The following is a 17,169-nucleotide window of genomic DNA, read 5'->3' on the forward strand; positions in this document are numbered from 1 at the left end:
AGCGATGCCCGCAACCGCGAAAATCTGTGGCCTGTCCACGCTCGAGACGCTCGACGCCGCCGTAGCCGATGGGGCCAGTCATATCGGCTTCGTCTTCTTCCCGCCCAGCCCGCGCCACCTGAGCCTCGACAAGGCGCAGGGCCTTGCCGCGCGCGTGCCGGGGCATGTCGCCCGCGTCGGCGTGTTCGTCGATCCCGACGATGCGCTGCTCGACGCGGCGATTGCCGCCGGGCGGCTGGACGTGATCCAGCTCCACAAGGTCAGCCCCGAGCGCGCCGCCGCCGTGAAGGCGCGCACCGGCCGCGAGACCTGGGCCGCGCTCGCGGTGAAGACCCGCGCCGATCTCGTCCCCGCCGCTGCCTTTCGCGGCGCCGCCGACCGGCTGCTCTACGACGCCAAGGCCCCCGAAGGCGCCAAGGTCCCCGGCGGCACCGGCCTGCGCTTCGACTGGACCCTGCTCGACGGCTTCACCCATCCCCTGCCCTGGATCCTCTCCGGCGGGCTCGACGCGGGCAATGTAATCGAGGCGATCCGCGTCACCGGTGCCCGTGTCGTGGATGTCTCTTCGGGCATCGAGGCCGCGCCGGGCATCAAGGATGTGGACAAGATCGCCGCATTCCTTAAAGCCGTGGCCCGATCATGACCGCACCCAACTCCTTCCGCGCCCAGCCCGACGACCGCGGGCATTTCGGCCAGTTCGGCGGACGCTTCGTCGCCGAGACGCTGATGCCGCTGATCCTCGACCTGGAGCGCGAATATACCGCCGCCAAGGCCGATCCCGCCTTCCAGGCCGAGTTCGACGATTTGCTCGAACATTATGTCGGTCGCCCCAGCCCGCTTTATTATGCCGAGCGGCTGACCGAGGCGCTGCGCGAGAGCGCGCCCGACGGCATGGGCGCGGAGGTCTGGTTCAAGCGCGACGAGCTGAACCACACCGGCGCGCACAAGATCAACAATTGCATCGGCCAGATTCTCCTCGCCCGTCGCATGGGCAAGACGCGGATCATCGCCGAGACCGGCGCCGGCCAGCACGGCGTGGCCACCGCCACCGTCTGCGCGCGCTTCGGCCTTCCCTGCGTCATCTACATGGGTGCGACCGACGTGGCGCGGCAGCAGCCCAACGTGTTCCGGATGAAGCTGCTCGGCGCCGAAGTGGTGCCGGTCACCTCGGGCGCGGCGACTCTCAAGGACGCGATGAACGAGGGCCTGCGCGACTGGGTCGCGAACGTCGAGGACACCTTCTACATCATCGGCACCGCCGCCGGCCCGCACCCCTATCCGGAGCTGGTCCGCGACTTCCAGTCGGTGATCGGCCGCGAGGCGCGCGCGCAGATGCTGGCACGCACCGGCAAGCTGCCCGACCTGCTGGTCGCCGCGATCGGCGGCGGGTCGAACGCGATCGGGTTGTTTCATCCGTTTCTCGACGATGCGGACGTGAAGATGCTCGGCGTCGAGGCTGCGGGCGAAGGGCTCGACAAGCGCCACGCCGCCAGCCTCGCCGGCGGCGCGCCGGGCATCCTCCACGGCAACCGCACCTATCTGCTGCAGGACGAGGACGGCCAGATCACCGAGGCGCATTCGATCTCGGCGGGGCTCGACTATCCGGGCATCGGCCCCGAGCACGCCTGGCTGCGCGACATCGGCCGCGTCGACTATACGGCGGTGACCGACACCGAGGCGCTCGACGCCTTCCAGCTGCTCTGCCGCACCGAGGGTATCATCCCCGCGCTCGAGCCGAGCCATGCCATCGCCGCAGTGGCCAAGGTCGCCCGCGCCATGCCGCGCGACAAGGTGATCCTCGCCAATCTCTGCGGTCGCGGCGACAAGGACATCTTCACGGTGGCCGATGCCCTGGGAGTGAAGATGTGACCCGGCTCGCCAACGCCTTTGCCCGCGCCGCCGATCAGGGTCGCGCCGCGCTGGTGACCTTCGTCACCGCCGGCGATCCGACGCCGGGCGCGACCGCGGCGATCCTCGACGCGCTCGTCGCGGGCGGCGCCGACGTGATCGAGCTCGGCATGCCGTTCACCGATCCGATGGCGGACGGCCCGGCGATCCAGGCGGCGAACCTGCGCAGCCTCGCCGCCGGCACCACCACGGCGGACGTGCTCGCCGTCGCCGCCGCGTTCCGCGCGCGCCATCCGGACGTGCCGCTGGTGCTGATGGGCTATGCCAACCCGATGACGCGCCGCGGGCCCGAATGGTTCGCCAATGCCGCCCGCGACGCCGGCGTCGACGGTGCGATCTGCGTCGACATTCCCGCCGAGGAAGACGACAGCCTGGGCGAAGCGCTCCGCGCCGCCGGGCTCGGCAATGTTCGCCTCGCCACGCCCACCACCGATGCGGTACGGCTGCCGGCGGTGCTGGAGGGCGCCTCGGGGTTCCTCTATTATGTCTCGGTCGCCGGGATCACCGGGCTGCAGCAGGCCGCCACGGCCTCGATCGAAGCAGCGGTCGCCCGCCTCAAGGCCGCGACCGACCTGCCGATCGCGGTGGGCTTCGGCGTCCGCACTCCCGAACAGGCCGCCGCCATCGGCCGCGTTGCCGATGGGGTCGTCGTGGGCAGCGCGATCGTCGAGCTGGTCGGCCGCCACGGCGCGGATGCGGCGGAGCCCGTCCGTGCCTATATCGCTACGCTGAAGACGGCGCTGGTCGCCGCACGCAAGGAAGTCGCATGAGCTGGATTACGCGCGTCCGCAACGCGCTCGCCTATGTCACCACCCGTGGCGAGGAGAGCCCCGACAATCTCTGGCACAAGTGCAAGGGATGCGGACAGATGGTCTTCATGAAGGAATTCGAGGAGAACCAGAATGTCTGCCCGCATTGCGATTTCCACGATCGCATCGGCGCGACCAAGCGGTTCGAGCAGCTGTTCGACGAGGGCAAGTTCACCCTGCTGCCCAGCCCCAAGGTCGCCGAGGACCCGCTGAAGTTCCGCGACTCCAAGCCCTATACGGCACGGATCAAGGCAGCGCGGGCGAGCACCGGTGAGCAGGACGCGTTCCAGAACGCCAGCGGCACGATCCACGGCCACAAGGCGGTGATCGGCGTGCAGGACTTCGCCTTCATGGGCGGATCGATGGGCCAGGCGGTGGGCGAGGCGTTCATCGCCGGCGTCGAAACCGCGATTGCCGCGCGGGCGCCCTATATCGTCTTCACCGCCTCGGGCGGCGCGCGCATGCAGGAGGGCATTCTCAGCCTGATGCAGATGCCGCGCACCACCGTGGCGATCGAGATGCTCCACGATGCGGGCCTGCCCTATATCGTCGTGCTGACCGATCCGACCTCGGGCGGCGTGATGGCCGCCTATGCGATGCTGGGCGACGTCCAGATCGCCGAGCCGGGCGCGACGCTCGCCTTCACCGGTCGCCGCGTGATCGAGAACACGATCCGCGAGAAGCTGCCCGACGACTTCCAGACCAGCGAATATTATCGCGACCACGGCCTGGTCGACATGGTGACGCACCGCCGCGACCTGCGCGACACGCTCGGCCAGCTGATCGGCCTGCTCTGCGAGGCCCGCGCGGCGGCGTAATCCTGCCTAAGCCCCTCCCCCTCGGGGGAGGGGTTTGGGGTGGGGCCGTGTCTCACCGAGACTAATGTTCGTTCTGGAATCCCTCCACCCCAACCCCTCCTCAAACGAGGAGGGGCTGAGTTCATAAGCGACATGCCCGATTTCGCTCGCTCCACCGATCCCGCCGTGCAAGCCCAGCTCGACCGGCTGACCCTGCTCTCCCCCGGCGCCGACATTCTCGGCCTGGACCGCATCACCCGTCTGCTGGAGCGCGTCGGCAACCCGCATCTCCGCCTGCCGCCGGTGCTGCATGTCGCCGGGACCAACGGCAAGGGTTCGACCTGCGCCTTTCTCCGCGCAGCACTCGAAGCAGCGGGTCTGCGCGTCCATGTCTATTCCAGCCCGCACCTCGTCCGCTTCAACGAGCGTATCCGCCTCGCCGGCACGCTGATCGACGACGCCACCCTCGCCCCGCTGCTCGCCGAGGTGCTCGATGCCGGCGGCGATATCGGCGCGAGCTTCTTCGAGGTCACCACCGCCGCCGCCTTCCTCGCCTTCGCGCGCACCCCCGCCGATGCCTGCGTGATCGAGGTCGGCCTGGGCGGGCGGCTGGACGCCACCAACGTCGTCCCCGCGCCGATCGCCACCGGCATCGCGCAACTCGGCATCGACCATCAGGCGTTTCTCGGCGACACGCTGCCGCAGATCGCGCGCGAGAAGGCCGGCATCGCCAAACCCGGCGTGCCGCTGGTGACGATGCGCTATGCTCCCGAAATCGCCGAGGTGATTGCGGGGGCAGGCGTGCCGGTCCTCGCGGAGGGCGCGGACTGGGACTATGGAGTGGAAGGCGATCGCCTGATCTACCGCGACGCGAAGGGAACGGTGGAAACCCCGCTGCCGACGCTGTCCGGCCCCCACCAGCCCGGCAATCTCGCGCTCGCCATCGCGATGCTGCGCCACCAGGACGCGCTGGCCATCCCAGATACCGCCCTCGCCGCTGCGGCGACCGGCGCCCGCTGGCCGGCGCGCATGCAGCGGCTCGGCGACGGCCCGCTGACCGCGCCGCTGCCCGCCGGCACGCCGGTCTGGCTCGACGGTGGCCACAACGCCGCCGCGGGCGCTGCGATCGCGGGAACGGTGGCCGCGGTTGCTGCCGACCGCCCCTGCCACCTCGTGCTGGGCATGCTCGCCAACAAGGACCCGGAAGGCCTGATCGCGCCCCTCGCCGCCCGGCTGGCGAGCGTGACCACGGTGCCCATCCCCGGCCATGCCCATCATGCGCCTGCCGAGCTTGCGGCGCTGGTCGCGCGGCTCGGGGTGCCCGTTACCGGTACCGCCGAGCACGTCCCCGACGCGCTCCACGTCGTTGCACACCGCATCGCAGGAGCCCCGCCGAGCGCGGTCCTCATCCTCGGCTCGCTCTATCTGGCGGGCGTGGTGCTGGAGGCGAACGGCGAATTGCCCGACTGACGCCGCAACCCGCCTTATTGCGATTGACTATTAATAACAGAATGCGATGATTGCTCCGACGCCCATCGGAGAATCACATGCAGCCGTCCGTCCAGACCCTCGTCACCGCCCTGCCCCAGCTCCAGCCCGAGGATCCGGGCGTGCGGCTGCTGCTGTTCGGCGTCCGCCAGACCGGCGGCAACGGACTGCACGACGCCAGCACCGCGCACGCCTTCCTCGTCGCGTTCGGCAAGGGTTTTCGTCGCCCGCTGATGCTGCTCCGCGCGCTGATGCACGAGATGTCGGCCATGGCCACGGGCCCGGTGCAGATCGCCCCTTGGTGCTGCCCGCGCATGACCGCGTCCGAGGCGGCGCTGATCGGCGCGCTGGGCAAGGTCCGCACCAACCCGCACGCCGCCGCGCTGCTGCTCGCCGACCTGATCGGCGTGCGCGACGCCACCGGCCTGCTGCCGACCGCGCACGCGCTGGCGCAGAGCTTCGCCGACCTGGCGCTGCCGCTGGAGCCGTGAGCGCCTAGCGCGCCTGGCCCGCGCTGCCGATCGAGCGGTCGACCAGCCCGCTGCGCATCATCCACCAGTAGAGCGCGACGCCCGGCAGCGCGATGACGGTGGTGAACAGGTAGAAATTCGCATAGCCCATCGCCTCGATCAGGCTGCCCGCCGTCGTGCCGGTGATGAACCGGCCGACGATGCTCGCGCCCGCCGAGATCAGCGCATATTGCGCCGCGGTGAAGCGCAGGTCGGTCAGCGCCGAGAAATAGGCGATCACCACCACCCCGCCGACGCCGCTGGCGATGTTCTCGAAGCCGATCGCGCCCGCCATTCCGAGGTTGGAATGCCCCGCCGCCGCGAGCGCCGCGAAGCTGAGGTTGGAGACGGCCATCAGGATCAGGCTCAGCATCACCGATCGCTTCATCCCCATCCGCGCATACAGCACGCCGCCGAGGAAGATGCCGAGCATGTACGCGAGGAAGCCCAGCGACACGTCGTAGAAGGCGATCTCGTCATTGGAAAAGCCGAGATCGTTGAACAGCAGCCGGAAGGTGAGGTTGGCCAGCGTGTCGCCGATCTTGTGGACCAGAATGAACAGCAGCACGATCAGCGCGCCCTCGCGAGCGAAGAACTGGACGAACGGTCCCCAGATGCCTCGCGCCACCGTCGCGATGCTGCGCCGCTCGGCAGGCGCGCGGTGCCGCGCGGGCTCGCCGACGATCAGGCCGGTGAGGATCGCGGGCAGCGCGAACACGGCGCAGGCGGCATAACCTGCGGTCCAGCCCGCCTGCCCCGCCACGACCAGCGCGATCGCACCCGCCGCAACCGAGCCGATCCGCCAGCCATATTGCGACATGCCCGAGCCATAGCCGAGCTCGTGCGGCTGGAGCACTTCGATGCGGTAGCCGTCGATGACGATGTCATAGGTGGCGCCCGCCGCGCCCATCAGCACCGCCGCGGTGACCGTCGGCCAGATGTTCGCCGGATCGGGCACGACCAGCGCGAGGTTGATGGTCGCCGCGACCACCAGCAGGCCGGCCACGATGAGCCACGAGACGCGCTGGCCCAGTCGCCCGAGGACCGGGATCGGCACGCTGTCGACGATCCACGCCCAGAGGAACTTGAAGTTGTAGACGAGGATGGCGAGCGTGAACGCGGTGACGGTCGACTTGTCGATGCCGGTCTGCGCAAGCCGCGTGGTGAGGGTCGCTCCGATCATCGCGAACGGGAAGCCCGACGAGACGCCGAGCGCGAAGGAGGCGAGCGGCCCCTTTGCGAAATAGGGCCGCACACCCTCGGGCAGGTCCGCGCGCCAGTCCGCCGGCGCCGCCGTTTTGGCGAGGAGGAATGCCGCGACGAACGCCGCGAGCGCAGCGCCGCCGCCCCAGTCGAGCGAGAGCGGCGCCCCCGCCAGCGACTTGGGCGGCGAGAACAGCGTGAACAGCACCGCGAGCGCCAGCAGCGCCGCGCCGACGAGGCTTCCGGCGACGAGCAGGCTCGCCCCGCCCCGACGGCGCCAGGCGATGCTCAGCACCAGCGTTGCGCCCAGCGCGAGCAGGCCGAGCAGGAAGGTCATCGACGGCGCGAGCTTGGCGGCGCCGTCGCTCCAGCCCGCCGCGAAGCCATAGCCCGGCAGTACCGCGCCGCCGATGCGCACCCAAGGCACCGCCAGCAGCAAGAGCCCTGCGACAAGCGCCGCCTGGGCGAGGACATAGAAGGTGCTGGCGCGGTCGTTCGCCGCGATGGGGGCTTGTTGGTTCGGCATAGAGGCGCGAAACTAGCCGAAAATTCGGGAGAGGATAGCCATGAACGCACCGACCCAGGGCCAGCGCGCGCTGGCGGCGATGCTGGCGCAAGGCGGCGACGTCGGTGCGGGCCCGATAAGGCACATCGACGCGAGCGTTTATACCAGCTCCGAACGCTTCGCCGCCGAGCGCGCGCGTATCTTCGATCGCGCGCCGCTCGTCCTCGCGCCCTCAGCCTTGCTGCCCGAGCCCGGTATGGCCGTCCCGCACGACGGTTTCGGCAAGCCGCTGCTGATCACGCGCGACAAGCAGGGCGCGGCGCATGTCTTCCTCAACGTCTGCCGCCATCGCGGCACGCGGCTGGTGGAAGGGTGCGACGCGGTCACCGCCCCCCGCCTCGTCTGCCCCTATCACGCCTGGAGCTACACGCTCGACGGCCGCCTCGCCGGGATACCCCGGGCCGAGGCGTTTCCCGGCCTCGACAGGGCCGCGTTCGCGCTGCGCCGCCTGCCCACCCACGAGGCCGGCGGGCTGATCTGGTTCGCCTTCGACGAAGCCGCCGATTTCACCCATGCCGGCACGCTGGCGGAGGATTTCGCCGCGTTCGATCTTGCGGGCCAGCATTGCTTCCGCCGGCGCACCCACCGCGTGCCGGCCAATTGGAAGCTGGTGATGGACGCCTTCCTGGAGAGCTACCATATCCAGCGCCTCCACGCCGGCAGCATCGCCCCCTTCTTCCAGGACGGCGTCTCCGCCGCCGACCGCATCGGGCCGCACCAGCGCTCGGCGGTGGGACGTGCCGCGAGCATCGCCGCACTCGAGTCGGAGGACTGGCCCACCCTGCGCGGTGCGATCACCTATACCTACCAGATGTTTCCCGGCGCCGTGCTCGCCGTAAGCCCCGATTACATCAACCTGATGGTGCTGATGCCGCGCGCGGTGGACGAGGTCTGGGTCGAGGACTTCATGCTGATCCCCGAGGCCCCCGCCACCGACAAGGCCCGCGACCATTGGGAGCGCAGCTGGCAGTTGCTCGACGGCGGGGTGTTCGCATCCGAGGATTTCCGGGCTTGCGCGCTCGCCCAGCAGGGCCTCGAAGCGGGCGCGATCGAGCAGGTGACGCTCGGCCAGCTCGAACAGGGGGTCCGCGTTTTCCACGATGCGGTCGATGCGTGGGTTTCGTGCGACAACATGCCGGTGATCGGTGCGACTCGCCCCTTCGGTCAGGCTTCTGTTCAGGAAGGGGTGCTATAACGCCGGGATCGACAAAGGAGTTCGCTATGTCCCGTACCCGCACCCGCGCCGCCGCATCCGCCAAGCAGGCCTCGCCGCAGGAAATGGTCGCGAACCTCGCGGTGCTCGCCTCGGTGTTCGCCTGGGCCGGGGTGGTCGTGACGCTGTTCGTCCACTGATCGGCGTCAGCCGCCCAGGAACAGGTTGAAACTGCTGGGCAGGCGGCGCGGTATCTTGCCGCCTTCCAGCACCGCCTCGATCGCATTGATCGCCAGCACCAGATCGCGCTGCGCATAGGGTTTGGCGAGGCATCCCGCCGCGAGCGCCCGCGCATCCGCCGGGCAGGCGCCGGTCACGAACAGCACCGGCACCCCGCGCGCGAAAGCATTGCGCGCCACCTCGATCCCGCTCCCATCTGCCAGGTTGATGTCGGCCAGCACCAGATCCAGCACCTCATGGGTATCGACGATCCGGGTCGCATCCGCCACCGAGTCGACGGTCGCGACGATGGTGAAACCCGACTCGCGGAGGAAATGCTCGGTATCGAACGCCACCAGCGGCTCGTCCTCGACGACGAGCAGATGTTCGATCCGCCGCTTCTTCCTTCCGAACAGCATCCTAGTTGCGCCCCCGAATCAACCGCTTGGCAAAGCCCGTAACGCGCAAGTCACAAACTGGCACCGTATATATTTTTGCCAGCACCGTCGAAATCGCTATAGCGCTGCGGTGTCTGACTCCAAGCCTATCAAAACCGCCGGTACGCCGCAGCGTATCGCCAAGCTCCTCGCCCGTGCCGGCATCGCCTCGCGGCGCGAGATCGAGCGGATGATCGCCGAGGGGCGCATCGCGCTCAACGGCACCACCCTCGATACCCCCGCGACCATCCTCACCTCGCTCCACGGCGTCACCGTCGACGGCAATCCCGTCGCCGCGGCGACTCCTGCGCGGCTGTTCCGCTACCACAAGGCCGCCGGCCTGCTCACTGCCGAGCGCGACTTCACCGGCCGCCCGACCATCTACGATCGGATGCCCGAGGGGCTGCCGCGGGTGATGCCGGTCGGCCGACTCGACCTCAACACCGAAGGCCTGCTGCTGCTCACCACCGACGGCGAGCTCAAGCGCGAGATGGAGCTGCCGGCGAGCGGCGTCGAGCGCACCTATCGCGCCCGTGCCTATGGCCAGGTGAGCCAGGAGCAGCTCGAGGACTTGATGCTCGGCATCGAGATCGAGGGCGTCCGCTACGGGCCGATCAACGCCAATATCGAGCGGCGGACCGGCGCCAATCTCTGGATCGAGATGACGCTGACCGAGGGCAAGAACCGCGAAGTCCGCAACGTCCTCGAATTCCTCGGGCTCCAGGTCAGCCGGCTGATCCGCACCCGCTATGGCCCCTTCTACTTGAACGATCTTCCCACGGGCGATGTCGACGAGATCCGCCAGGCCGATCTGATCACCTTCCGCACCGTGCTGGGCAAAGCCGGCGGCGGCAAGGCGGCGTCCAACCTGCAGTTCGCCACCCGCCAGCGCGCGATCGAGCCGGTCGAGAAGCCTGCCAAGGTCGAACCCCAAGGGCGTCGCCGCATCGCCAAGCCCGCCCCCGTGGCAAAAGGACCGGTATTCACCGCCCGCGCCACCCCCAAGGCCAAGCCCAAGGACGACGAGGAACGGCCGCGCACCGGCGGGCGGCTCGGCGTCCGCGAAGGCAGCGAGGGCGGTGTCGGCAAGCCCGCGCGTGCCGCCCGCGCCAAGTCCTTCCGCGACACCCGCGAGCCGCGCGCTGGCGATCTGGTCGATCGGCCCCGTGGCCGCCGTGATGCGCGCGGCGAGCAGGGTGCCGAGCGCCCGCGCACGCCGCGGGACGGCGAGCGGACTTGGTCGCGCAGTGGCGAGAGCGGTCGTCCCGCCGGCCCGTCGCGCTTCGGCGGTGCCGACGGGGATCGTTCTCGAGGCCCGCGGACAGCCCGAGTTGACAGCGACTCGGCCGAACGCAGTCGCGGGCCGCGGCCCGCTCGGTTCGGCGGAAATGACGGCGAACGGCCGCGTGGGCCGCGGGGCGCAGAGCCGCGCGGCGACGGAGCCGACCGCAACCGAGCACCACGCCCGTCGCGGTTCGGCGGCGACGAGGGCGAGCGCCCGCGCGGCCCTCGCACACCGCGTCCCGGCGGTGGTACCACGTCCGAACGTCCGCGCACGCCGCGGCCCGGCGGCAGCGGCGGGGGCAATCGCCCGCAACGGCCCGGCGGTCCCGGCCGTCCGCCGAGGGGGCGCAGCTGATGCGGATCATCGCTGGAGACTGGCGCGGCCGCCCGCTCGCCGCGCCCAAGGGCGACACCACCCGCCCCACCGCCGATCGCACCCGCGAGGCGCTGTTCTCGATGCTCGCCTCGCGGCTCGGCAGCTTCGACGAGCTCGCAGTGGGCGATTTCTTCGCCGGATCGGGCGCGCTCGGGCTGGAAGCACTGTCGCGCGGTGCCGCCTCGTGCCTGTTTGTCGAGCAGGACCGCGCCGCGCTCGATGCGCTCAAGGCCAACATCGCCAAGTTGGGCGCCAAGGGCACCGATGTCCGCCCCGGCTCGGTGATGGCGCTGGGCCCTGCCCGCGCGCCGCTAGACCTGATCCTGATGGACCCGCCCTATGGCACCGGCGCCGGCATCGTCGCGCTCGACAAGCTGGCGCGGCTCGGCTGGACCGGCCCGGGCACCTGGATCAGCATCGAGACGGGCAAGACCGAGGATGTCGAGCTTGCCGGCTTTGTGGTCGATGCCGACCGCGTCTATGGCAAGGCGAAGCTGACCCTGCTTCGCCCCGCCTGAAGGATCAGCGCCGCCGGGTGAGCAGCAGCCCGATCAGGCTGAGCCCGGCGGCCCCTGCAAGATACCAGCCGACCATGCCGATCCCGCCGCGCTCGACCAGGGTCTGCGCGATCAGCGGGGTGAGCCCGCCACCGAGAATGCCGCCCAGGTTGAAGGTCACTGAAACACCCGTGTAGCGGACCTGCGCCGGGAACAGGCTGGGCAGCCAGCCGCCGAGCGGCCCGTAGACGAAGCCCATCACGAACAGCCCCGCGGCGAGCCAGACGAACACCGCGAGCAGCGAGCCCGGCACCAGCAGCACGGGCATCGCCAGCCCCAGCGGCACCATCGCGATGCAGCCGAGCGCCAGTACCAGGGTCGCGCCGCGCTTGTCCGCCAGCCAGCCGGCGACGCCGATGCCCAGCGCCATGAACAGGATCGCGGCCAGCTCGGCGCCGAGAAAGGCTTCGCGCGGATAGCCGAGCGTCTTTGTACCGAAGCCGATCGCAAACAGCGTGGCGACGTAGAACAGCGCAAAACAGGCAACGGTGCCGAGCGTCCCCGCCAGCGTCGCACCGAGATGGTTGCGGAGCAGAACACCCAGCGGCACCTGCGGTGGCGGGGCATGTTCGGCCGCCTCGACGAAGGCGGGCGTTTCCGCGATGCGCAGGCGCACCCATAGCCCGAGGCCGACCAGCACCGCGCTCGCGAGGAACGGCAGGCGCCAGCCCCAGTCGCGGAACGCATCCTCGGTGAGGAAGGCGCCGAGCAGCAGGAACAGCCCGTTGGCGGCGATGAAGCCCACCGGCGCGCCGAGCGGTGGGAAACTGCCATAGCGGTACGCCCAGCCCTTGGGGGCATATTCCACCGCCAGCAGGCTCGCCCCGCCCCATTCGCCGCCCAGCCCCAGCCCCTGTCCGAAGCGGAGCAGGCAGAGCAGCAGCGGCGCCACCCAGCCGATCATCGCATGGCCGGGCAGGCACCCGATCAGCACGGTGGAGGCACCCATCAGCATCAGCGAGGCGACCAAGGTCGACTTGCGCCCCAGCCGGTCGCCGAAATGGCCGAACACCAGCCCGCCCAGCGGTCGCGCGAAAAAGGCGACGCTGAAGCTCGCATAGGCCGCGACCTGCTGCAGCCACGGCTCCTGCACCGGGAAGAACAGCGGGCCGAACACCAGCGCCGTCGCGGTGGCATAGATGTAGAAATCGTAGAACTCGACCGACGTCCCCACCAGGCTCGCGAACAGGATGCGGCGGTGGGAGGCGGGCGTGGCGGCATGGGCCATGTGCGATCCTCCGGCCGCCTCCCTCGGGCCAGTTATCGCGCGGGTCAAGCCGCGTTCAGCCGGGCGTCAGTTTCGCCGCGGTATCGAACCCCCGCAATCGCAGCACCGGAAAAAGGGAGTCGGATATGCGCGAATCGCCCATCAAGCGTCTGGTCTATGCGGCCGTCTTCAGCCTGCTCGCGGGCGTGCTGGTCGCTGCTTACAACCCCGTCGAGCATGTGAAGGCGGATCTCCGCGCCGATACCAGCGGGGTCCGGGCCGGCCTGCACCTCGCCGCGCACGATCTGCTGCGCGGCTGATGCGAAAAGGGCGGGACGTGCGTCCCGCCCTTCCGATCAGTGGATGCCGAAGAGGCGGATGCCGGTGAGCATCAGCCAGTAGAGCCCGCCCGAGAGCAGCATCGCCGCGGGCAGCGTCATCAGCCAGGCCAGCGCCATGTTGCGGATCGTCCGCGCCTGCAGCCCGGAACCGCTGCCGACCGAGGCGCCTGCCACGCCCGACGACAGGATGTGGGTGGTCGACACCGGCACGCCGAGATGATCGGCGCCCATGATCGTCGCGGCGGCGACGATCTCGGCGGCGGCACCCATGCCATAGGTCATGTGCTGCTTGCCGATCTTCTCGCCGACGGTGACGACGATCCGCTTCCAGCCGATCATCGTGCCCAGGCCCAGCGCCAGCGCGACGACGATCTTCACCCACAGCGGAATGAAGCGCGTGCCGCTCTCCAGGCTGTCCTGATAGGCCTTCAGCGCCTTCAGCTCTTCCGGCTTGAACCCCTCCGGCTTCTTGGTCGCGAGCTTGCTGGTATCCAGCACGAGATACATGTCGTTGCGGATGTTCGAGCTCGCGCGCGCCGGCACCTTGCTCAGCGAACCATAGCTGGCCACCTGCTCGGTCAAGGACTGCGACAGCGCCCCGAGAGCGGCATAGACCTTCGCCCCCTCGGCCTTGCGATGCTGCAGGGCGTCGGTGAGGGTGGTACGCGCCTGGGCCGGCGTCAGTGTCGTGGCGCCGCTGCGTGAGTCGAACACGGCGGTGGCCGCGTGCGAGGTCTGGACGAAGGCCGCGGTGGCGCTCGTCGGCAGCGTGCGGTTGAGCGCATAGGCGGTGGGAGCGCAGCCGATCAGGATCAGCATGATCAGCCCCATGCCCTTCTGGCCGTCGTTCGAGCCGTGGAAGAACGAGACCGCGGTGCAGGTAGCGATCAGCAGCGCGCGAATCCCGCGCGGCGGCGGCGCATTGCCTTCCGGCGCCCGGAACAACGTCTTCCGCTTGGCGAACACCACCCGCATCACCAGGAGGAGCAGCAGCGCGCAGGCGAAGCCCATCAGCGGGCTCCAGAACAGCGCGGAGAATACCTTGGTCGCCTGGCCCCAATCGACGCCGGCGGTGCCCCCGCGCGATCCGCCGAGGATCAGCTGGTTGGCGAAGCCGACGCCCAGCACCGATCCGATCAGCGCATGGCTCGAGGAATTGGGCAGCCCGACATACCAGGTCGCCAGGTTCCACAGCACGGCGGCGCTCAGCAGCGCGAAGATCATCGCGAAGCCGGCCGAGGACCCGACGTTGAGGATCAGGTCCACCGGCAACAGAGTGACGATCGCATAGGCGACCGCGCCGCTCGACGTCATCACGCCCAGGAAATTGAAGAAACCCGACCAGACCACGGCGAACTGTGCCGGCATCGAGTTGGTGTAGATCACGGTCGCCACCGCATTGGCGGTGTCGTGGAAGCCGTTGACGAACTCGAACCCCAGCGCGATCAGCAGCGCAAGCCCGAGGAACGCGAACACGCCCAATGCAAGCTGCTCGCCCGCCTGGCGAGTGTCGACGACGATGCTCCACCCGGCAAAGGCCAGGCCGCCGACCAGGATCGCGACGAAGAGGAGCTTGGCTATGGGGTGAGTCTTGTCGGTGAATCGGGGACTTCGCGGCAATTCTGCCGACGGAGCCTGGTCCATTGCTAGCGTCGCCATGATGTTAGCGCCTTTGGGGATGGCTTGTGACGGGGTGATGACAAAGCATGGCGGCCACAGGGCTCAGCGCAGGCATTCGGTGTGCCGGATACGCACAAGCTTACCGCTGGAATCCCGTTCTTCCTGCCGCCCAGGCACGCAGGCGGGATCTTTCGTCGGCGGCGCACGCCAAGCAACCACCGCTGCGACGATGGCGAGCGTCAGCACCGCTGCTAGCCGGACCTTCGTCCGGCGCGAGGAAAACCAGTTTGCCATGGGTTAATCTGACGCCGCCCATAGGCGCCGCGTCGCGCCAGGGCAATCCGCCGCACGATGCACCGCTCGGAAATTCGGGTTACGGCAGTAAGCGACCCGCGCGGTGCTCAGAAATCGAGTTGGGCAAATACCCGGGGGCCGGAAGGCGCACCGCCGCCAGCGACCCGTGCCATCCAGGCAAGCCCCAGCTCCAGGCCCGAATGCGCGCTGCGATAGGTCAGGCTGGGCCCGATGTAATGCTGCCCGGCGGGCGCCACATCGTCATCCCCGGCAAGTCGAACGGCGCGGCCGGAGACCTCGATGCCGTACCAGAGCGGCGCAGGCCCGTGCTGGATCGACGCGACATAGTCGAGGCTCGTCCCCGCCTCGCCCTCCTCGCGCCGGTGGCGGAGCATGACGTTGGCCTGAAGCCACCAGCGCGTGCTGCGCGACTCGGCGATGCCGCGGAGCTCGGATCCGGCATAGCGCCCCGCACGATCGACCGAGACCTGCCCCATCATTCCCAGCCCGACCGGCCGATCGTCCGGCTCGATCAGGCGAAGCAGCGCGACCGCGGAAAGGCCGTCCAGTTGCAGATGGCCGTCCACAGCTTCCACCTCGGCCCCCACGCCGAGAGCCCAGTGGCGGCCGACGCCGCGGCCGATCTCGAGCTCATGGCCGTCGGCACCGCCATAGGCACCTGAATATTGCAGCTGCCATTCGCCCGCCCCGGGTTCGAGCTGCTCGATCTGCTCGGGCCCACTCTGGGCATGCGCGGCAGCCGGCAGGGCGAGCGCGGCGATCGCCCACCCCCACCCCCGCCACATCATGCGCGATCGACCTCGGTCGGCCCGTCGCTGCGCTGCTCGGCAGCGCGGGGCGCCGGATCGGCGACCGGCCTGGGGCGACCATAGAAGAAGCCTTGCGCCTGCTCGCAGCCCATTTCGCGCAGCGCCTCTGCCGCAGCGGGTGTCTCCACGCCCTCGGCGGTCACCGGCATGCCGAGCGCCCGCCCCAGCCCCGCCACCGCCCGAACGATCTTGCGGCTCTCCGCCGAGTCCATCGTGCGGACGAAGGAGCTGTCGATCTTGAGATGGTTGAAGCGCAGCTGGCGCAGATGCGACAGGCTCGAATAGCCCTTGCCGAAATCGTCGAGCGCGATGCGGATGCCGGTGCGCTGCAGCGAGCGGAACAGCTCGCTCACCGCGTCGATATCCTCGATGATCGCATTTTCCGTCACCTCGACGATCAGTCGCCCCGGCGCGAACCCGGTCTCGCTGAGCACCGCGAGCAGCCGCGCCGACAGCCAGGGGTCCTTGAGCTGGATCGGCGAGATGTTGATCGACAGCGTCGCATCGGGCGGCCAGTCGCGCGCGGCGATGCAGGCCTGGTGGAGGATCCGCACCGACAGCATGTCAATCAGGCCGAGATCCTCGGCGATCGGGATGAATTCGTCGGGCGCGATCATCCCGCGCGTGGGATGCTGCCAGCGCGCGAGTGCCTCGTAGCCGACGACCCTGCCATCGGCGAGCGCCATCACCGGCTGGTAATAGGGCATCACCTCGCCCCGCTCGATCGCGCCGCGCAGATCGGCCTCCAGCGCCGCCCGGGCGCGGAGCCGCGAATCCATCTCGGTCTGGAAGAAGCGGCAGGTGCCCCGCCCGGCCCGCTTGGCCTCGTACATCGCGACATCGGCGGCGCGGAGCAGTTCGTCGGCCTGGAGCGCGTCGTTCGGGCTGCGCGCGATGCCGATCGTCGCGCCGATCTCGATCCGCCGATCGCCGACCTGATAGGGCGCGCTGACCCCGCGGATGATGCGTGTCGCCAGCCTTTTGGCGGTATCGCTGCCGTCGCCATGGACCAGCGCGAGCACGAACTCGTCGCCGCCCACCCGCGCGAGCAGGCCGCCGCGCGCCAGCGTGGCGAGCCGTTCCGCGACCTGCACCAGCACGGCATCGCCGGTTTCATGGCCATGGACGTCGTTGACCGGCTTGAAGTGATCGAGATCGATGCAGAACAGGCTGCACTGCGCGCCCTCATCGGCGGCGCGCTCGATCAGCAGCGGCAGCTCGTCCTGCAGCACCCGGCGATTGGCGAGTCCGGTCAGCGGATCGTGCCGCGCGAGCTGGTTGGCCCGGGCTTCCGCCGCCTCGCGCTGGTCGATCTCGCGGGCAAGGTCCGCGGCACGGCGTACCGCGAGCACGATGAAGCCGATGCCCGACAGCGCGATGGTGATGAAATATTCATCGAGCTGCCACGCCTCATGCGCGGCCATGAAGGCGAGCAGTTGCTCGAACATGTCCGTCCGATCGAAAAACGTCGCGGCCAGGGCCGCGCTGCCCAGCATCACCACGGCCTCGATCGGCCGGATGACGTGGTGGCGAGTCTTTTTGGACGGCCGGCGCATGCTGTCTCCACGGCCG

The 17,169-nt window shown here is 69.5% G+C and carries 18 protein-coding genes; 11 read left to right on the plus strand and 7 right to left on the minus strand.

The window, feature by feature from the left end:
* The first annotated feature begins 4 nt into the window (after positions 1-4).
* The 6 genes from GGR89_RS08170 (at position 5) to GGR89_RS08195 (ending at position 5,493) form a co-directional block, all read left to right on the plus strand.
* Positions 5-643, plus strand: a complete 639-nt coding sequence (locus GGR89_RS08170; protein WP_125977061.1) for a phosphoribosylanthranilate isomerase — start codon at positions 5-7, stop codon at positions 641-643.
* Positions 640-1,869, plus strand: a complete 1,230-nt coding sequence (gene trpB, locus GGR89_RS08175) for a tryptophan synthase subunit beta (protein ID WP_125977062.1) — start codon at positions 640-642, stop codon at positions 1,867-1,869. The genes GGR89_RS08170 and trpB overlap by 4 nt, the downstream gene beginning before the upstream one ends.
* A complete protein-coding gene (gene trpA, locus GGR89_RS08180) occupies positions 1,866-2,678 on the plus strand; it encodes a tryptophan synthase subunit alpha (protein ID WP_125977063.1) in 813 nt (270 codons plus the stop codon). Before trpB ends, trpA begins: the two co-directional genes overlap by 4 nt.
* A complete protein-coding gene (accD, locus tag GGR89_RS08185) occupies positions 2,675-3,535 on the plus strand; it encodes an acetyl-CoA carboxylase, carboxyltransferase subunit beta (RefSeq protein ID WP_125977064.1) in 861 nt (286 codons plus the stop codon). The genes trpA and accD overlap by 4 nt, the downstream gene beginning before the upstream one ends.
* Before the next feature lie 132 nt (positions 3,536-3,667).
* A complete protein-coding gene (locus tag GGR89_RS08190) occupies positions 3,668-4,984 on the plus strand; it encodes a bifunctional folylpolyglutamate synthase/dihydrofolate synthase (protein ID WP_125977065.1) in 1,317 nt (438 codons plus the stop codon).
* Positions 4,985-5,061: 77 nt separating this feature from the next.
* Positions 5,062-5,493 carry a DUF6628 family protein gene (locus GGR89_RS08195; protein WP_125977066.1) on the plus strand — a complete coding sequence of 144 codons (432 nt, stop codon included), beginning with the start codon at positions 5,062-5,064 and terminating at the stop codon, positions 5,491-5,493.
* Positions 5,494-5,497: 4 nt separating this feature from the next.
* Here the strand turns inward: GGR89_RS08195 and GGR89_RS08200 are convergent, their stop codons facing one another.
* Positions 5,498-6,778 carry an MFS transporter gene (locus GGR89_RS08200; protein WP_241218039.1) on the minus strand — a complete coding sequence of 427 codons (1,281 nt, stop codon included), beginning with the start codon at positions 6,776-6,778 and terminating at the stop codon, positions 5,498-5,500.
* A 502-nt stretch (positions 6,779-7,280) separates the two neighbouring features.
* Here GGR89_RS08200 and GGR89_RS08205 point away from each other — a divergent pair.
* Both GGR89_RS08205 and GGR89_RS22645 read left to right on the plus strand, forming a co-directional pair.
* Positions 7,281-8,474 carry an aromatic ring-hydroxylating oxygenase subunit alpha gene (locus tag GGR89_RS08205; RefSeq protein ID WP_125977067.1) on the plus strand — a complete coding sequence of 398 codons (1,194 nt, stop codon included), beginning with the start codon at positions 7,281-7,283 and terminating at the stop codon, positions 8,472-8,474.
* Between the two features lie 26 nt (positions 8,475-8,500).
* Positions 8,501-8,632, plus strand: coding sequence for a hypothetical protein (locus GGR89_RS22645; protein WP_277600116.1), 132 nt, complete (start codon positions 8,501-8,503; stop codon positions 8,630-8,632).
* 6 nt (positions 8,633-8,638) lie between these two features.
* On the opposite strand, the gene GGR89_RS08210 is transcribed toward GGR89_RS22645, so the two are convergent.
* Positions 8,639-9,070 carry a response regulator gene (locus tag GGR89_RS08210; protein ID WP_125977068.1) on the minus strand — a complete coding sequence of 144 codons (432 nt, stop codon included), beginning with the start codon at positions 9,068-9,070 and terminating at the stop codon, positions 8,639-8,641.
* A gap of 109 nt (positions 9,071-9,179) precedes the next feature.
* Here GGR89_RS08210 and GGR89_RS08215 point away from each other — a divergent pair, with 109 nt between their 5' ends.
* Both GGR89_RS08215 and rsmD read left to right on the plus strand, forming a co-directional pair.
* Positions 9,180-10,727: a pseudouridine synthase gene (locus GGR89_RS08215; protein WP_125977069.1), complete on the plus strand. Its 1,548-nt coding sequence runs from the start codon at positions 9,180-9,182 to the stop codon at positions 10,725-10,727.
* Positions 10,727-11,266 carry a 16S rRNA (guanine(966)-N(2))-methyltransferase RsmD gene (rsmD, locus tag GGR89_RS08220; protein WP_084583171.1) on the plus strand — a complete coding sequence of 180 codons (540 nt, stop codon included), beginning with the start codon at positions 10,727-10,729 and terminating at the stop codon, positions 11,264-11,266. The genes GGR89_RS08215 and rsmD overlap by 1 nt, the downstream gene beginning before the upstream one ends.
* Positions 11,267-11,270: 4 nt before the next feature.
* On the opposite strand, the gene GGR89_RS08225 is transcribed toward rsmD, so the two are convergent.
* Positions 11,271-12,533 (minus strand): MFS transporter, encoded by a 1,263-nt coding sequence (locus tag GGR89_RS08225; RefSeq protein WP_125977070.1) that lies wholly within the window; start codon positions 12,531-12,533, stop codon positions 11,271-11,273.
* 125 nt (positions 12,534-12,658) lie between these two features.
* On the opposite strand from GGR89_RS08225, the gene GGR89_RS08230 reads away from it, so the two are divergent.
* Positions 12,659-12,832: a hypothetical protein gene (locus tag GGR89_RS08230; RefSeq protein ID WP_164521852.1), complete on the plus strand. Its 174-nt coding sequence runs from the start codon at positions 12,659-12,661 to the stop codon at positions 12,830-12,832.
* A gap of 36 nt (positions 12,833-12,868) precedes the next feature.
* Here the strand turns inward: GGR89_RS08230 and GGR89_RS08235 are convergent, their stop codons facing one another.
* The 4 genes from GGR89_RS08235 to GGR89_RS08250 form a co-directional block, all read right to left on the minus strand.
* Positions 12,869-14,512 carry an inorganic phosphate transporter gene (locus tag GGR89_RS08235; RefSeq protein ID WP_209092186.1) on the minus strand — a complete coding sequence of 548 codons (1,644 nt, stop codon included), beginning with the start codon at positions 14,510-14,512 and terminating at the stop codon, positions 12,869-12,871.
* Between the two features lie 63 nt (positions 14,513-14,575).
* The gene (locus GGR89_RS08240; RefSeq protein ID WP_164521884.1) at positions 14,576-14,719 is read right to left on the minus strand and encodes a hypothetical protein; all 144 of its coding nucleotides are present in this window, start codon (positions 14,717-14,719) and stop codon (positions 14,576-14,578) included.
* 155 nt (positions 14,720-14,874) lie between these two features.
* Positions 14,875-15,576 (minus strand): hypothetical protein, encoded by a 702-nt coding sequence (locus GGR89_RS08245; protein WP_125977072.1) that lies wholly within the window; start codon positions 15,574-15,576, stop codon positions 14,875-14,877.
* Positions 15,573-17,153 carry a putative bifunctional diguanylate cyclase/phosphodiesterase gene (locus GGR89_RS08250; RefSeq protein ID WP_125977073.1) on the minus strand — a complete coding sequence of 527 codons (1,581 nt, stop codon included), beginning with the start codon at positions 17,151-17,153 and terminating at the stop codon, positions 15,573-15,575. The genes GGR89_RS08245 and GGR89_RS08250 overlap by 4 nt, the downstream gene beginning before the upstream one ends.
* Positions 17,154-17,169 lie beyond the last annotated feature (16 nt).

The organism is Sphingomonas trueperi, from assembly GCF_011927635.1.
Taxonomy (GTDB): Bacteria; Pseudomonadota; Alphaproteobacteria; order Sphingomonadales; family Sphingomonadaceae; genus Sphingomonas; species Sphingomonas trueperi.

What these genes read in the sequence shown, in the direction of transcription:
- accD (WP_125977064.1), top strand. Translation starts at nt 2,675, where the DNA reads ATGAGCTGGATTACGCGCGTCCGCAACGCGCTCGCCTATGTCACCACC.
- GGR89_RS08205 (WP_125977067.1), top strand. Translation starts at nt 7,281, where the DNA reads ATGAACGCACCGACCCAGGGCCAGCGCGCGCTGGCGGCGATGCTGGCG.
- GGR89_RS08170 (WP_125977061.1), top strand. Translation starts at nt 5, where the DNA reads ATGCCCGCAACCGCGAAAATCTGTGGCCTGTCCACGCTCGAGACGCTC.
- GGR89_RS08225 (WP_125977070.1), bottom strand. Translation starts at nt 12,533, where the DNA reads ATGGCCCATGCCGCCACGCCCGCCTCCCACCGCCGCATCCTGTTCGCG.
- GGR89_RS08195 (WP_125977066.1), top strand. Translation starts at nt 5,062, where the DNA reads ATGCAGCCGTCCGTCCAGACCCTCGTCACCGCCCTGCCCCAGCTCCAG.
- GGR89_RS22645 (WP_277600116.1), top strand. Translation starts at nt 8,501, where the DNA reads ATGTCCCGTACCCGCACCCGCGCCGCCGCATCCGCCAAGCAGGCCTCG.
- GGR89_RS08250 (WP_125977073.1), bottom strand. Translation starts at nt 17,153, where the DNA reads ATGCGCCGGCCGTCCAAAAAGACTCGCCACCACGTCATCCGGCCGATC.
- GGR89_RS08210 (WP_125977068.1), bottom strand. Translation starts at nt 9,070, where the DNA reads ATGCTGTTCGGAAGGAAGAAGCGGCGGATCGAACATCTGCTCGTCGTC.
- trpB (WP_125977062.1), top strand. Translation starts at nt 640, where the DNA reads ATGACCGCACCCAACTCCTTCCGCGCCCAGCCCGACGACCGCGGGCAT.
- GGR89_RS08235 (WP_209092186.1), bottom strand. Translation starts at nt 14,512, where the DNA reads ATGGCGACGCTAGCAATGGACCAGGCTCCGTCGGCAGAATTGCCGCGA.
- rsmD (WP_084583171.1), top strand. Translation starts at nt 10,727, where the DNA reads ATGCGGATCATCGCTGGAGACTGGCGCGGCCGCCCGCTCGCCGCGCCC.
- GGR89_RS08190 (WP_125977065.1), top strand. Translation starts at nt 3,668, where the DNA reads ATGCCCGATTTCGCTCGCTCCACCGATCCCGCCGTGCAAGCCCAGCTC.
- GGR89_RS08245 (WP_125977072.1), bottom strand. Translation starts at nt 15,576, where the DNA reads ATGATGTGGCGGGGGTGGGGGTGGGCGATCGCCGCGCTCGCCCTGCCG.
- GGR89_RS08230 (WP_164521852.1), top strand. Translation starts at nt 12,659, where the DNA reads ATGCGCGAATCGCCCATCAAGCGTCTGGTCTATGCGGCCGTCTTCAGC.